Source organism: Mesorhizobium sp. M0018 (genome assembly GCF_040323955.1).
In the GTDB taxonomy this organism is placed as follows: Bacteria; Pseudomonadota; Alphaproteobacteria; order Rhizobiales; family Rhizobiaceae; genus Mesorhizobium.
In genome coordinates, this window is the sequence record NZ_JAMYVL010000020.1 from 73,084 (window position 1) to 86,710 (window position 13,627).

General features: G+C 62.6%; 15 protein-coding genes. 7 read left to right on the forward strand and 8 right to left on the reverse strand.

Annotation, left to right across the window (positions count from 1 at the left end):
- The first annotated feature begins 22 nt into the window (after positions 1-22).
- The 3 genes from NKJ81_RS24415 to hflX all read left to right on the forward strand — a co-directional run bounded on the left by NKJ81_RS24415 (position 23) and on the right by hflX (position 2,669).
- Positions 23-886: a D-amino-acid transaminase gene (locus NKJ81_RS24415; RefSeq protein ID WP_352502926.1), complete on the forward strand. Its 864-nt coding sequence runs from the start codon at positions 23-25 to the stop codon at positions 884-886.
- 145 nt (positions 887-1,031) lie between these two features.
- Positions 1,032-1,277, forward strand: a complete 246-nt coding sequence (hfq, locus tag NKJ81_RS24420; protein ID WP_006202172.1) for an RNA chaperone Hfq — start codon at positions 1,032-1,034, stop codon at positions 1,275-1,277.
- Positions 1,278-2,669, forward strand: a complete 1,392-nt coding sequence (hflX, locus tag NKJ81_RS24425) for a GTPase HflX (RefSeq protein WP_352542009.1) — start codon at positions 1,278-1,280, stop codon at positions 2,667-2,669. It abuts the gene before it with no gap.
- Between the two features lie 6 nt (positions 2,670-2,675).
- On the opposite strand, the gene mazG is transcribed toward hflX, so the two are convergent.
- Both mazG and NKJ81_RS24435 read right to left on the reverse strand, forming a co-directional pair.
- Positions 2,676-3,500, reverse strand: coding sequence for a nucleoside triphosphate pyrophosphohydrolase (mazG, locus tag NKJ81_RS24430; protein WP_352542010.1), 825 nt, complete (start codon positions 3,498-3,500; stop codon positions 2,676-2,678).
- Between the two features lie 136 nt (positions 3,501-3,636).
- Complete coding sequence (locus tag NKJ81_RS24435; protein WP_352542011.1) at positions 3,637-4,821, reverse strand: amino acid aminotransferase; 1,185 nt, start codon at positions 4,819-4,821, stop codon at positions 3,637-3,639.
- 218 nt (positions 4,822-5,039) lie between these two features.
- On the opposite strand from NKJ81_RS24435, the gene NKJ81_RS24440 reads away from it, so the two are divergent.
- Genes NKJ81_RS24440 through NKJ81_RS24455 form a run of 4 tightly spaced genes read left to right on the forward strand, consistent with a single transcriptional unit; the run spans position 5,040 to position 7,662 of the window.
- Complete coding sequence (locus NKJ81_RS24440) at positions 5,040-5,573, forward strand: sigma-70 family RNA polymerase sigma factor (RefSeq protein WP_502896504.1); 534 nt, start codon at positions 5,040-5,042, stop codon at positions 5,571-5,573.
- Positions 5,570-6,343 (forward strand): anti-sigma factor family protein, encoded by a 774-nt coding sequence (locus NKJ81_RS24445; RefSeq protein ID WP_352471852.1) that lies wholly within the window; start codon positions 5,570-5,572, stop codon positions 6,341-6,343. Before NKJ81_RS24440 ends, NKJ81_RS24445 begins: the two co-directional genes overlap by 4 nt.
- A gap of 24 nt (positions 6,344-6,367) precedes the next feature.
- On the forward strand, positions 6,368-7,075 hold the full coding sequence (locus tag NKJ81_RS24450) for a Bax inhibitor-1/YccA family protein (RefSeq protein ID WP_352448927.1): 708 nt from the start codon (positions 6,368-6,370) through the stop codon (positions 7,073-7,075).
- 32 nt (positions 7,076-7,107) lie between these two features.
- Positions 7,108-7,662 carry a DUF2076 domain-containing protein gene (locus tag NKJ81_RS24455; RefSeq protein WP_352542012.1) on the forward strand — a complete coding sequence of 185 codons (555 nt, stop codon included), beginning with the start codon at positions 7,108-7,110 and terminating at the stop codon, positions 7,660-7,662.
- A 102-nt stretch (positions 7,663-7,764) separates the two neighbouring features.
- Here the strand turns inward: NKJ81_RS24455 and NKJ81_RS24460 are convergent, their stop codons facing one another.
- The 6 genes from NKJ81_RS24460 to tmk all read right to left on the reverse strand — a co-directional run bounded on the left by NKJ81_RS24460 (position 7,765) and on the right by tmk (position 13,610).
- On the reverse strand, positions 7,765-8,355 hold the full coding sequence (locus NKJ81_RS24460) for a hypothetical protein (RefSeq protein WP_352471855.1): 591 nt from the start codon (positions 8,353-8,355) through the stop codon (positions 7,765-7,767).
- A 203-nt stretch (positions 8,356-8,558) separates the two neighbouring features.
- Positions 8,559-9,377 carry an MBL fold metallo-hydrolase gene (locus NKJ81_RS24465; protein WP_352542013.1) on the reverse strand — a complete coding sequence of 273 codons (819 nt, stop codon included), beginning with the start codon at positions 9,375-9,377 and terminating at the stop codon, positions 8,559-8,561.
- A gap of 3 nt (positions 9,378-9,380) precedes the next feature.
- Entirely contained in the window at positions 9,381-10,175 is a 795-nt protein-coding gene (locus NKJ81_RS24470; protein ID WP_352542014.1) for a TatD family hydrolase, read from the reverse strand.
- The gene (gene metG, locus NKJ81_RS24475) at positions 10,175-11,761 is read right to left on the reverse strand and encodes a methionine--tRNA ligase (RefSeq protein WP_352542029.1); all 1,587 of its coding nucleotides are present in this window, start codon (positions 11,759-11,761) and stop codon (positions 10,175-10,177) included. Before metG ends, NKJ81_RS24470 begins: the two co-directional genes overlap by 1 nt.
- 122 nt (positions 11,762-11,883) lie before the next feature.
- On the reverse strand, positions 11,884-12,939 hold the full coding sequence (locus NKJ81_RS24480) for a DNA polymerase III subunit delta' (RefSeq protein ID WP_352542015.1): 1,056 nt from the start codon (positions 12,937-12,939) through the stop codon (positions 11,884-11,886).
- Complete coding sequence (tmk, locus tag NKJ81_RS24485) at positions 12,936-13,610, reverse strand: dTMP kinase (protein WP_352542016.1); 675 nt, start codon at positions 13,608-13,610, stop codon at positions 12,936-12,938. The genes NKJ81_RS24480 and tmk overlap by 4 nt, the downstream gene beginning before the upstream one ends.
- Positions 13,611-13,627 lie beyond the last annotated feature (17 nt).

Here is a 13,627-nt window from a genome sequence, read left to right on the forward strand (position 1 = left end):
GGACTTCTCTCAGGGATTAGCCATGCCGCGCATTGCGTATGTGAACGGGCGCTACGTCGCTCACGCCGAAGCTTCCGTGCATATCGAGGACCGTGGTTATCAATTCGCCGACGGCGTCTACGAGGTCTGCGAGGTGGCACGAGGCTTCATCGTCGACATGCCGCGCCATCTCGCCCGATTGAACCGCTCGCTCACCGAACTCTCGATCGATTGGCCGGTCACGCGCAGCGTGCTGCCGCTCGTCATGCGCGAGGTGGTGCGCCGCAACCGTGTCGTTGACGGCCTGGTCTATGTCCAGGTGACACGCGGTGTCGCCAGCCGCGAGTTTTTCTTCCCGCCAGCGGGCACGAAGCCGTCGCTGGTGGTGACCGCCAGAAAAGCCGATCCTGCAGCTGCCGCGAAGCGGGCCGAGAGCGGGATCCGGATCATCACGGTGCCGGAGAACCGGTGGGATCGGGTCGATATCAAGTCGGTCGGCCTGTTGCCGAACGTGCTGGCCAAGCAGAAAGCCAAGGAAGCCGGCGCTCAGGAGGCCTGGTTCGTCGATGTCGACGGCACCGTCAAGGAAGGTGGATCGTCGAACGCCTGGATCATCACCGGGGATGGCGTGCTGGTGACGCGGCCGGCCGAGCACGGCATCCTGCGCGGCATCACCCGTACGACGCTGTTCGACGTGGCCGCCAAGCTCGGCCTGAAGATCGAGGAGCGCGGTTTTTCGGTGGCCGAAGCCAAGGCCGCGCGCGAGGTTTTCATCAGCTCCGCGACCACGATTGCCATGCCGGTGGTGGCGATCGATGGCGCTCCCGTCGCCAACGGCCACCCGGGCTCGATAACAGTTTCATTACGGCAGGCCTTTTTTGACGTTGCGGAAAAAAGTCCAGCCTGATAACCGCACAGATGGAATGAACATCAATATATCTCGTTCTGCTTGTCGTTACTGACGGCAAGATGGTGTTTGCGTGCTTGACATGTGCCGGCTAATTTGGCGCATTGGCCTGCAAACCGAAGGGGATCGGCGAAAGACAAGAACAATGGCGGAACGATCGCAAAATCTTCAGGACCTGTTCCTGAATTCAGTTCGCAAGAGCAAAAATCCACTCACCATCTTTCTCATCAACGGCGTGAAGCTGACCGGCGTGGTCACTTCGTTCGACAATTTCTGCGTTCTGCTGCGTCGCGACGGCCATTCCCAGCTTGTCTACAAGCACGCTATTTCCACGATCATGCCGAGCCAGCCGGTTCAGATGTTCGATGGTGAGGAAAGCCAGGGCGCCTGATTGGCACGTGAGAAAGACGCGGACCGCCGCGTTCGCGGAAAACCAGCACATCAGACCGGGACAGAGGCCAACGGCCCGACCCGGGCGGTGGTAATCGTGCCGGTGCTTACCCGGCAGCCGCGTGGCGACGACGACACCAACCGCCCCCGCCTGACCCGTTCCGCCGAGGCTCGTCGCGACGAGGCCGTCGGCCTCGCCAGCGCCATCGACCTCGACCTGGTCCACACGGCGGTGGTGACCGTCAACGATCCACGCCCGGCGACCTTGCTCGGCAGCGGCAAGGTGGCGGAGTTCGCTGAGATCGTCAAAGAGGGCCACGCGGAAGTGGTCATTGTCGATCATCCGCTGACCCCGGTACAGCAGCGCAACCTCGAAAAAGAGTTGAACGCCAAGGTGCTCGACCGCACCGGGCTGATCCTGGAGATTTTCGGCGAGCGCGCCCGCACCAAGGAAGGCACGCTGCAGGTCGATCTTGCCCATCTCAACTACCAGAAAGGCCGCCTTGTGCGGAGCTGGACCCACCTCGAGCGCCAGCGTGGCGGCGCCGGCTTTCTCGGCGGCCCTGGCGAGACCCAGATCGAGTCGGATCGGCGTGTGCTGCAGGACAAGATCACCAAGCTGAAGCACGAGCTCGAAACTGTGCGCCGCACCCGCGACCTGCACCGCGCCAAGCGCAAGAAGGTGCCATTTCCGGTAGTGGCGATCGTCGGCTACACCAATGCCGGCAAGTCGACTCTGTTCAACCGGCTGACCGGAGCAGGGGTGCTGGCCGAAGACATGCTGTTTGCCACGCTCGACCCGACGCTGCGCCGCGTGCGTCTGCCGCACGGCACGCCGATCATCCTTTCCGATACGGTCGGCTTCATTTCCGACCTGCCAACGCATCTGGTCGCGGCCTTCAGGGCGACGCTGGAGGAAGTGGTCGAGGCAGACCTCGTCATTCATCTGCGCGACATCTCCGATCCCGATACGGCCGCGCAGGCCGAAGATGTCGAGCGCATCCTTGCCGATCTCGGCGTCGATGCCCGCGATAGCAAGCGCGTCATCGAAGTATGGAACAAGATCGACCGGCTCGACGAGGGCAACCGGGCGCGGCTGCTTGCCGATGGTGCTGACGGCAAGAAGGCACCGCCGATCGCCATATCGGCGGTAACCGGCGAGGGCATCGATGCGCTGAAGGTGATCATCGAGACGATGATGTCGGGCGAACTGGAGACCTTCACCGTCACACTCAAGCCCGACCAACTCGGCGTCGTCGACTGGCTTTACCGCAACGGCGACATCATCTCGCGCGACGACAATGAGGATGGCAGCGTAACCGTCGCGCTTAAAGCTACACACAGCGCCCGGCAGGAGATCGAAAGCCGATTGCGCCGTCAAAACAACGGGTAGAGGCGTTTACTTCGCGCTTTTTGCCTGCCGCCAGAGCGCTTCCATCTCGTCCAGCGTCGCCTCTTCCAGGCTGTTTCCCGACGCTTGCAGCGTCCGCTCGACATAGTGGAAGCGCGACCGGAATTTTTCGTTGGTGCCGCTGAGTGCCGCTTCGGAATCAATTTTGAGGTGCCGGCCGAGATTGACGACCGCAAACAGCATGTCGCCGAACTCGTCCTTGATCGGCGCAGTGTCGCCTTTGGCCAGCGCCTCGCGTAGTTCGCCGATCTCCTCCTCGATCTTGTCGAGGATCGGCGCCGCCTCGCTCCAGTCGAAGCCGACGCGGGCGGCCTTTTCCTGCAGCTTGAGCGCCCGGGTCAGCGCGGGCAGGGCGACCGGCACGCTGTCGAGAAAGCCCTTGCCATGGTCTTCCGGGTCGAGCCCACGGGCGAGGCGCGCACTGCGCTTCTCCGCCTTTTCCTCTGCCTTGATCTTTTCCCACATGCCCTTGGCCATGCCGGCGCTGCGCGCCTTGTCGTCGCCGAAGACATGGGGGTGGCGGCGGATCATTTTTGTGGTGATGGCCAGGACCACATCGCCGAATGAAAATTCGCCGGCCTCCTCGGCCATTTGCGCGTGGTAGACCACTTGCAGCAGGAGATCGCCGAGTTCATCCCGCAGATCGTCCAGATCGCCACGCGCAATGGCGTCCGCCACTTCGTAGGCTTCCTCGATCGTGTACGGCGCGATTGTCGAAAAGTCCTGCTCGATATCCCACGGGCAGCCGGTTTCCGGCGCCCGCAGCGCTGCCATGATCTCGATCAGTCGGGAAATGTCTTTCGAGGGTTTCATCTGGGAAACGCTATCCTGTACACGGCTGTGCGGCCAACGGCTTCAGCCGGTGAGGGCGCCTTGTCCACAGACGGGCCGCCAGACCATGATACGAAAGTGGAAGCCGGTTTCCGGAAGATCCTAGTTAGCAAAAGCATCAGTCGAGCACGGAGACTATCGCCTTGGCGAGCGCATCCATGCCGTCCTCGGGCAGGCCGGCAACGTTGATGCGGCTGTCGCCGACCATATAGATGGCATGCTCGGCGCGCAGCCGCTCGACTTGCGCTTCCGACAGGCCAAGCCGGGAAAACATGCCGCGATGGCTGGCGACGAAATCGAAACGGTCGGAGTTGGACTGCCGCCGCAGCGCCTCGGCGAACTGGACGCGCAGCCGCAGCATGCGCAGCCGCATCTCTTCAAGCTCTGCCTCCCAGTCGGAACGCAATGCGGGGTCTTCAAGCACGATGCGCACCGCCGCCGCGCCGTGGTCCGGCGGCATCGAATACATGGCGCGCGCCGCCGACAGCATCTGGCCCATCGCCAAATCCGCCTGCGCGCCACCTTTCGCCATGATCAGCGCTGCACCGACTCGGTCGCGATAGACGGCAAAGTTCTTCGAGCAGCTGGAGGCAACGACCATTTCCGGAACTTTTGCCGCCAGAAGACGCAAGCCGGCGGCATCCGCATCAAGTCCCTCGCCAAAGCCCTGATAGGCGATGTCGACAAAGGGCAGCAGGCCGCGCTCAACGACAAGATCGGCAATGGCAGCCCATTGCGAGATGTCTAGATTGGCGCCTGTCGGGTTATGGCAGCAGCCATGCAACAATACGACGTCGCCAGGATTCGCGGTTCTCAATGCATTCAGCATGTCGTCGAAGCGAACCGCACCAGAAGCAGCGTCGAAATAGGGATATTCGCGTGTCTGCAGGCCAGCGGCGCGCATCACCGGCATGTGGTTCGGCCAGGTCGGATCCGACAGCCAGACCATCGCGTCGGTGCGGGTCCTTTTCAGCAGCTCTGCTACCAGCCGCAGCGCGCCGGAGCCGCCTGGCGCCTGCGCCGCACGAATGCGCGTCATGTCGGCGGCTGGGCCGAACACCAACCTGGCCATCGCCGCGTTGAAGGCGGTATCGCCGGCAAGGCCGAGATAGGTCTTGGTATCCTGGCCCTGCAACAGCCGCTTTTCGGCTTCGCGCACCGCGCGCATCACCGGCGTCTTGCCGTCGCGATCCGTATAGACGCCGACCCCAAGATCGACCTTGTCGGGACGCGGGTCGGCGCGATAGAGGCCGATCAAGGCCAGGATCTTGTCGGCAGGCGCGGGCTGGAGATTTTCGAACATCGATAAGGTTCCGTTGGCGGCGGAGTGATACGCAAACCGGCCGTGCTTTGCCAGCAGTTTCATATGCGCCAACTCGGCGCCGGTTTGCCTCGAAGGCGGCCGATACTATCTGGCGGGCGAGAGCGGGCCCGATATCTCCCAGGACGAGAACGCGGCGAGCCGTAAGAAAATTTCGGGGAGAGCGGGATTAACATCCCGACCTGCTCCGTAAACAGGACATGAAACGGCCGATGCCACGCTTCGATATTCTGGGACAGCTCGGTTCGCTGCGCCGCTATGCACGCTCGCTGACGCGCGACAGCGCCGATGCAGAGGATCTGGTGCATGATGCGCTGGTGCGTGCCTATGAGCGACGCGGCAGCTTCCGCTCCGGCGGAAATCTTCGCGTATGGCTGCTGTCGATCGTCCATAATGCATTCATCGACGGTCTGCGGTCCCGCAAATCCGAAGCAATGCGCATCGAACAGGCCGGCTATCTCGCCGAGGCGAATGTCCCGGCGCCGCAGGAACATTCGGTCCGTCTGGCGCAGGTGCGCGAAGCGTTTTTCGAATTGCCGGAGGAGCAGCGTTCGGCGTTGCATCTCGTCGCCATCGAGGGGCTTAGCTACAGCCAGGCCGCTGAGGTGAGTGGCGTGCCGCTTGGCACGCTGATGTCGCGCATCGGCAGGGCGCGTGCGGCCCTGCGCGAGATGGAAGACGCGGTGCCGGCACGCGCGAAAGGCCATCTGAAGATCGTCGGAGGTGGATCATGAACCAACTGCGCGATCCCGTCACCGACACTGATCTCGACGCCTATGTCGACGATCAGCTGGACGTGGCTCGTCGCATCGAGGTCGAGGCGTTCCTTTCGGCCCGCCCGGACGCGGCCGCGCGGGTGATGTCCGACTTACGGATGCGTGACGAATTGCGCGTGGCGCTTGCCGGATCGAAAGGCATGGCGCGGCCCGCGACGGCCGATGCTGCACGGCGGCTGGAGCGGGGATTGGCGCGCGGCCGCGTCCTTGGTGCTTTGCAGCGAGCTGCGGCAGTTGCTGTCTTCGTCGCTGCCGGCTGGCTTGCGAACGGGCTCATCGGACCGATATCGGTGACGGAAGTCGTCGCTTCGACCCATCCGCCGGCCTATGTGGAGGACGCGGTCCGGGCGCACCGCACGACGCTCGTGCGCGAGGCGATGTCGTCGCAACCCGAAGCACCCGGCTACAATGCCGACGAAATCCGCGCCGCGACGGCGATCGTGATGCCATCGCTGCCGGCGGACTGGACGGTCCGTGACGTGCAGATCTATCCATCGCAATTCGGACCGAGCGTCGAGATGGCTGTCGAGACGAAAGAGATGGGGCTGGTCTCGTTGTTCGCGATCAGGCCCGGAACATTCGACGTCGTCAAGCCGACCGTCGTTCCCTCGGGCGAAGTTTCCTCGGCTTATTTCCAGATCGGCGAGGTCGCCTACGCGGTCGTCGGACGCAGCGATGTCGGCGGTCTCGATCGCACGGCCGAAGCGCTCGCCAAAACGCTTTACTGATCGACCTGCAAGAAGGAGAACCACATGAACAATCTCGGATATATCGGGGCCGGAGCCCGAGCCGGAGCCGTCTACGATGAAGGCCTGCGCCGGCACATGCTGCGCGTCTATAACTATATGGGCCTTGGCCTCGTCGTTACGGGCGTGATCGCGTTCGTGGTGGCTTCCACGCCCGCTCTTTACGTGCCGATCTTCTCCACACCGCTGAAATGGGTGGTGATGCTGGCCCCGCTGGCCTTTGTGCTCTTGTTCTCGTTTCGGATGCAGGCGATGTCGGCAGCCGGCGCCCAGGCGATGTTCTGGGCATTCTGCGCGGTCATGGGCCTGTCGCTGGCTTCCGTGTTCCTGGTCTTTACCGGCACCAGCATCGCACGCACCTTCTTCATCGCCGCCACCATGTTCGGCGCGACCAGCCTTTACGGGTACACGACCAAACGCGACCTGACGCAGTTTTCGTCGTTCCTGATCATGGGCCTGATCGGCGTGGTGATCGCCAGCATCGTCAATATCTTCCTGGGCTCGACCGCGCTCCAATTCGCGATCTCTGTGATCGGCATCGCCGTCTTCATAGGCCTCACCGCCTGGGATACCCAGACGATCAAAGAGCAGTATGCGGAAAACTTCGGCGCGGAATCACAGCAGAAACTCGCTGTCTTCGGTGCATTCTCGCTCTATCTGAACTTCATCAACATCTTCCAACTGCTGTTGAACTTCACCGGCGAGCGCGAATAGCCGGCGTTGAACCAAGACCGGAGTTGGACATCATGGACAGAAACGATCAGCAAGCGATCGGACAGCTCTTCGAGAAGTTGGCAAGCGCCGAGCGCCAGGCGCCCCCGCGCGATGCCGAAGCAGAGCGCTTCATCCAGGACCAGATCACCCAGCAACCTGGGGCGCCATATTACATGGCCCAGACGATCGTGGTGCAGGAGCAGGCCCTGAACGCAGCTCAGGCGCGCATAGAAGAACTGGAGGAGCAGGCGCGGCAGCCGGCCGGCGGTGGACCGCTCAGCGGCTTCTTCGGCCGCAGCGGCGGCAGGCGCTCAGGCTCGGTTCCGCGGGTAGGGCGCACCGCCTCCGTTGCAACTGAAGGGCCGCAGGACACGCCACAGCGGGCAGGCGGCGGTTTTCTTGCCGGCGCCGCGCAGACCGCGATGGGCGTGGCGGGCGGCGTGCTGCTCGGCAACGCGATCGCCGGCGTGTTTGGCGGCAGCGAAGCGAAGGCAGCTGAACAGCCGACGCCGCAGCCGGACGAAGCCGATCAGGCAGGCGATGCCAGCTCCGACAATGGCGGTGACTTCGGTGATATGGAGTTCTGATGAGCGACCCAGACTGTGCCTGTACCGGCGCTGGGGACGATTGCGGGTAAGCATAGGCGAGATGGCGAGGGCAACATCCGGGAAGCGAGCCCTCGCCGGCGGCTAATAACCCAGGCGCTTCAGTTCAGCCTTGACCGCTGCGATCGTCTTGAAGCGGAAGTGCTTCGTTGTGCCGTCGCGCCAATGGCAGTCGCATGTGGCGTCGAACTTCCGGCTCGCTTTCAATTGAGTCAGCGCCTTCTGGCCTGGCTTGGGGCCATCGAAGATGCGAACTTCGTAGAGCGTCCCTTCGACATCGTAGTGCATCTGAGCCCAGGAAAGTATCACGATCAGTTCCTTTGCCGGGTCGTGGTCGGCGTTGGCGAGGCCGAGCGCGATGTCCGGTGTGTCGCCCTCTTGTTCACCGAGCGTGACCTGGATTGCGCGATATCTGTTGTCAGCTAGCCGTTGCAGCGCGACGAGCGGGCGTTCCGGATATTCCTCGGCGGTCTGGTAATCGACGAAGAGTGTCTGGAGGCCGTTCCAGCTCACGGCTGTGGTGTGCGGATCAGCATTGTCGGCGAACCCAACAACACGTTTGGCGAAAGCCAGGTCGTTCTCGCCTGGCGTACGACTGACATCCTGAGCTCGCGCATCGGTGAGCGCGCAGGCGAGGGTGAGGGCAAGACCTGCAAGCAGCGGAAGCGTCTTCATGATTCGCAATCCTAGCATGCCCGTTGCCCCACAGCGCTGTTGCGAACGTCTACGAGTGACCGGCCTGATCTCGCCGCCATCGGATGCTATAGGCGTAGTCGCATAAGATAGATTATGGAACTGGCGTAGCCGATTGGATGTGGCGTGAAGATAGCACTCCGCGAGATCCAAACCCGCGAACCCAGCCCTAAAAACCTCGCCCTTCACGCTGATTCGTAAGGGATTTCGATCGTCATGCCGTCATAAGCAGGCTCGACGTTGGCCGGCGTCTCGGCCATTACCGTGGCGTAGTCGAGCGGAACATGCATATGCGTCAGCACCGCGTTCTTCGGCGCCAGTCCTTCGATCCAGCCAAGCGCCTGGCCAAGCGACAGATGGCTCGGATGGACGGTGTATTGCAGCGCGTCGATGACCAGCATGTCCAGCCCGCGCAAACGCTTGGCGGTCGCCTCCGGAAAGTCGCTGACGTCAGGGCAATAGGCCAGCCCGCCGATGCGGAAACCCAGCGAGGTGATGTCGCCATGGAGCTGCAGCAGCGGTTCGAGGGTGAGGGCGCCGCCCTCGCCTGCGATCACCACCGGCCTGTGGTGGTCGATGATATGGGCGTTGACGATCGGCGGATACGAACTGCCTTGCGGTGTTTCGAAACAGTAGCGGAACGCCTCGCGTAGGCGCAGCATGGTAGCCTGATCCGCATGGATGTCGATCCGGTGGCGCTGCTCGAGCACGAAGCCGCGCAGATCGTCGATGCCGTGGATATGGTCGGCATGCGGATGTGTATAGACCACCGCATCGATGCGCTTGACGGATGCCAGCAGCATCTGCTCGCGGAAATCCGGGCCGGTGTCGATGACGACCGTGGTCCGGGCGCCATTCGCCGCGATCCGCTCGACAAGCGCTGCGGTGCGCGTGCGCCGGTTCCGGGGATTTGCGGGATCGCAATTGCCCCAGTCGCCGGTGATGCGTGGCGTGCCCGGCGATGAGCCGCAGCCGAGGACGGTAAGACGTAACCGGTCGCTCATGCGTCAGGCGCCCGTCGCGCTCGGGCGCGGCATTTTCCTGAACAGCCGGATGAAGTTATCCGTGGTGATGTCAGCGATCTCGGCATCGCTGACGCCGATCGTCTCGGCCAGCACCTTGGCTGTATGCGCGACATAGGCGGGCTCATTGCGCTTGCCGCGAAACGGGATCGGCGCCAGGTATGGCGCGTCGGTTTCGACCAGCAGACGGTCGCGCGGCACATCGGCGGCGACGGCGCGCAGCTCGGCGGAGTTCTTGAAGGTCAGGATTCCGGAAAACGAGACGTACCCGCCGAGCGCCACGCCGATCTCGGCCAGCCGGCGTCCCGACGAAAAACAGTGCAGGATGAAGGGGAAGGCGCCCTTCCCTGTTTCTTCTTCGAGGATATTAGCCATGTCGTCGTCGGCGTCGCGCGAATGGATGACCAGCGGCAGACCGGTCACGCGCGCCGCGGCGATGTGGGTGCGAAAGCCCTGCGCCTGTGCGTCGCGCGGCGCATGATCGTAGAAATAGTCGAGTCCGGCCTCGCCGATCGCCACCACTTTGCGATGAGCAGAGAGCCGCACCAGATCATCGACACTGACGTCAAGCTCTTCGGCCGCATTATGCGGATGGGTGCCGACCGAGCAATAGACCTCATCGAAAGTCTCTGCAATCTCAAGCACTTGGTTAAATCGCTTCACCCTCGTCGAGATCGTCACCATTCGGCCGATGCCGGCCGCTAGGGCGCGGGCGACGATGGCCGCCCGCTCTTCGGCGAAATCCGGAAAGTCGAGATGGCAGTGACTGTCGACCAGCATCAGGCGCTTGTACCCGTTTGCTCGACATAGCGTGGAAATACCGGTTCCGGCGCCGGCAGCGGCGTACCGGATACCAGCGAATGGCCTTCCGCGACATGCTCGAAATTACGGCTGCCGGCCGGCACCGCCAAAAGGTCTAGCAGCTTTGCCGCCGACTGCGGAATGAAGGGCTGGCACAGCAACCCGACACGCCGGATCACCTCAGCGGTCGTCCACAGTACCGTTTCCATGCGCGCCGGATCGGTCTTCTTCAGTGCCCATGGCTCCTGCCCGGCGAAATAGCGGTTGGCTTCGGCCACCACGCCAAAGATCGCCGCCAGAGCAAAGTGGATGCCCTGGTCGGCCATCGTCCTGCGCGCCGTGACAAGGGCGGTATCTGCCTGATCGAGGATCGCTTTGTCGGCATTGCTCAATTCGCCGCGCTTAGGCACCACGCCGCCGCAGTTCTTGGCGATCATGGACAGCGAGCGCTGCGCCAGATTGCCGAGATCGTTGGCGAGGTCGGCATTGGTGCGGTTGACGATTGCATCATGGCTGTAGCTGCCGTCCTGGCCGAACGGCACTTCGCGCATGAAGAAATAGCGCACTTGGTCGAGGCCGTAGTGCTCGATCATCGCGAACGGGTCGACGACATTGCCGACCGACTTCGACATCTTCTCGCCACGGTTGAACAGAAAACCATGCGCAAACACGCGCTTCGGCAATTCGATGCCGGCCGACATCAGGAATGCCGGCCAGTAGACCGCGTGGAAGCGGATGATATCCTTGCCGATGACGTGGACGTTCGCCGGCCAGAAAGACCATCTCTCATTGGTCGGATCCGGATAACCGGCGGCGGTGATGTAATTGGTTAGGGCATCGACCCAGACATACATCACATGCTTCTCATCGCCGGGCACCGGCACGCCCCATTTGAATGTGGTGCGCGAGATCGACAGATCCTTCAGGCCGGATTTGACAAAGCTGATGATTTCATTGCGCCGCTCCGCCGGTCCGACGAACTCGGGGCTGTTCTCATAGAGCGCGAGCAGTCTGTCCTGATAGGCGGAAAGGCGGAAGAAATAGCTCTCTTCCTCGGTCCATTCGACAGGCGAGCCGAGCGGTTCGCGGCGCACGCCGTCGTCACCGACCTTGGTTTCGGCCTCGTCGAAATAGGCTTCCTGCCGCACCGAATACCAGCCACTGTAGCGGTCGAGGTAGATGTCGCCATTCTCAGCCATGCGCGTCCAGATCGCCTGGCAGGCCTTGTAATGACGCTCTTCGGTGGTGCGGATGAAAACGTCGTTCGAGCAACCGGTCGCTTCGAGCATCGAGCGGAAGATCGCCGAGTTGCGATCGGCAAGCGCTTTCGGCGTCAGGCCTTCGGCGTCCGCCGTCTGCTGCATCTTCAAACCGTGCTCGTCGGTTCCCGAGACGAAGAAGACGTCCTTGCCATCGAGCCGCTGGAAGCGGGCCAGCGTGTCGCTGGCGATGACATTGTAGGCATGGCCGATATGCGGCTTGCCGTTCGGATAGAAAATCGGCGTCGTGACGTAGTATTTTTCGCGTGCCATGGATGAGCCGTCATGAATGTCTGAATGAAAGATGTCGCGGTGAGATATCGCATCGAAACGGCAATTGCCATCCGACGCCAATGTGGTGGCTTCGAAGTTCCTGCGATTGATTGGGAATCAATACTCAGGGGCTTCAAAAGCCACGCCAGCGGCCGTCACATTCGCATTGCAGAATTCAGGCGGTCGATCATGGTCAGGGCGTGCTGCTTTTTGTCGAGGTTGTAGGTCTCGGTTTCAGATATAGCGTTCAAAGCCGCGTGCCAAGTATCCGACAGCGTTTTGGCTCGCGCGAGATCGCCGACGAGCGCGGCCTGGCTGGCGCCGGCCGACAGCAGATCAAGCGCACGGCGATTGAATATCTCGAACGGGATCGCCTGGTCGCGGCCGGCGACCGCCTCGGCAAGACGGTAGGCCGCCGCGACATCTAACTTCTTGGACATCACCAGAGCGTCGAGGGTGGCGGCGATTTCGAGCCCGCCATACTGCGTCAACAGGATCGCATTGCGCGCGCTGCCCCCTGACCGCTCCGCCAGCGCCGCGCGCGCCGCAGGATCCTCCGGTGGAGGCGGCTCGATGCCCTCCAGAACCGTCATCAAGCTCTCGGCATCGAGCGGCGCCAACCGCACCATCTGGCAGCGCGACCTGATCGTCGGCAGCAGACTGCCCGGCGCATGGACGATGAGGATGAATAAGGTGCGCGCGGGTGGCTCTTCAAGATTCTTCAGCAAGGCATTGGCAGCATTGGTGTTCATGTCGTCGGCGGGATCGACGATAACCACCCGGTAGCTGCCGTCGTGCGAGGTCAGCGACAGAAAACGGCTGACCTTGCGGATTTCGTCGACCGTGACCACTGTCTTGAAGCTCTTGGTCTTGTCGTTCGCCGGGCGTGTAAGATGCAGCACCGAAGGATGCGCGCCGGTGGCGATCTGTCGAAACAGCGACGAAGCCGGATCTGGAACGGCAAGGCTTTCCGGCGCCTGCTCGAAGGCCGGGTGCTTCAACAGATGATGCGCCAGGTGAAAGGCCAGCGTCGCCTTGCCGATGCCAACCGGTCCGGCAAAGATCAGTGCGTGCGGCAGCTTTCCCGAGCGGTAAGCGGTGGCGAGCATGTTGGCCGCCTGCAGGTGACCGACAAGACGCGGCGTCTCGGATGGCTCGGGCACCCCGTCCAGCGTGTCGTGCTGTTCGGGCGCGATGCGTTCGAAAATCATGCTGGCGCCGCCTGCTTTCTTTGCGCCGGCATCATCCTCTCGAGAGCCGCGAAGACCGCGGCGGTAACAACATCCTCCACCGCATCTAGGTCGGCTGAGGCATCGACGACAACGCAGCGTTCGGGTTCAGCTGAGGCGATCGCGAGAAACGCCTCGCGCCGGCGTTGGTGGATGGCCAATGTTTCTTTCTCGAAGCGGTCCGGTCCGTCACTGCTGCCCCGCCGGGCGGTAGCGCGCCTTAGGCCCTCGGCGGGGTCGATGTCGAAGATCAGTGTCATGTCCGGCACCATGCCGTTGATGGCGACCTTCTCCAATGCGTCCATGAATGCCGGGTCGAGGCCGCCGGTGACGCCCTGGTAGACGCGCGAGGAATCCATGAAACGATCGCAAAGTACGACCGAACCGCGCTCGACTGCCGGCCGGATGACCTGTTCGACATGGTCGGAACGCGCAGCGGCGAAAAGCAGAGCTTCCATCTTGGGGCCGAACGGCTCGGCTGCGCCTGAAAGCAGGACATGCCTGACCGCCTCCGCGCCCGGCGAGCCACCCGGCTCACGTGTCACCAGCACATCGTATTTCTTGGCGCGCATCTTCTTTGCCAGCCGCTCGATCTGCGTCGACTTGCCTGCTCCTTCGCCGCCTTCAAAAGTGATGAAAAATCCGCGCGCCAAAGCCTTTGTCCATACTT

Excerpts from the sequence above, each read along its gene's own strand:
- NKJ81_RS24415 (WP_352502926.1), top strand. The coding sequence starts at position 23 with ATGCCGCGCATTGCGTATGTGAACGGGCGCTACGTCGCTCACGCCGAA.
- hfq (WP_006202172.1), top strand. The coding sequence starts at position 1,032 with ATGGCGGAACGATCGCAAAATCTTCAGGACCTGTTCCTGAATTCAGTT.
- mazG (WP_352542010.1), bottom strand. The coding sequence starts at position 3,500 with ATGAAACCCTCGAAAGACATTTCCCGACTGATCGAGATCATGGCAGCG.
- NKJ81_RS24435 (WP_352542011.1), bottom strand. The coding sequence starts at position 4,821 with ATGTTCGAAAATCTCCAGCCCGCGCCTGCCGACAAGATCCTGGCCTTG.
- NKJ81_RS24440 (WP_502896504.1), top strand. The coding sequence starts at position 5,040 with ATGAAACGGCCGATGCCACGCTTCGATATTCTGGGACAGCTCGGTTCG.
- NKJ81_RS24445 (WP_352471852.1), top strand. The coding sequence starts at position 5,570 with ATGAACCAACTGCGCGATCCCGTCACCGACACTGATCTCGACGCCTAT.
- NKJ81_RS24450 (WP_352448927.1), top strand. The coding sequence starts at position 6,368 with ATGAACAATCTCGGATATATCGGGGCCGGAGCCCGAGCCGGAGCCGTC.
- NKJ81_RS24455 (WP_352542012.1), top strand. The coding sequence starts at position 7,108 with ATGGACAGAAACGATCAGCAAGCGATCGGACAGCTCTTCGAGAAGTTG.
- NKJ81_RS24460 (WP_352471855.1), bottom strand. The coding sequence starts at position 8,355 with ATGAAGACGCTTCCGCTGCTTGCAGGTCTTGCCCTCACCCTCGCCTGC.
- NKJ81_RS24465 (WP_352542013.1), bottom strand. The coding sequence starts at position 9,377 with ATGAGCGACCGGTTACGTCTTACCGTCCTCGGCTGCGGCTCATCGCCG.
- NKJ81_RS24470 (WP_352542014.1), bottom strand. The coding sequence starts at position 10,175 with ATGCTGGTCGACAGTCACTGCCATCTCGACTTTCCGGATTTCGCCGAA.
- NKJ81_RS24480 (WP_352542015.1), bottom strand. The coding sequence starts at position 12,939 with ATGATTTTCGAACGCATCGCGCCCGAACAGCACGACACGCTGGACGGG.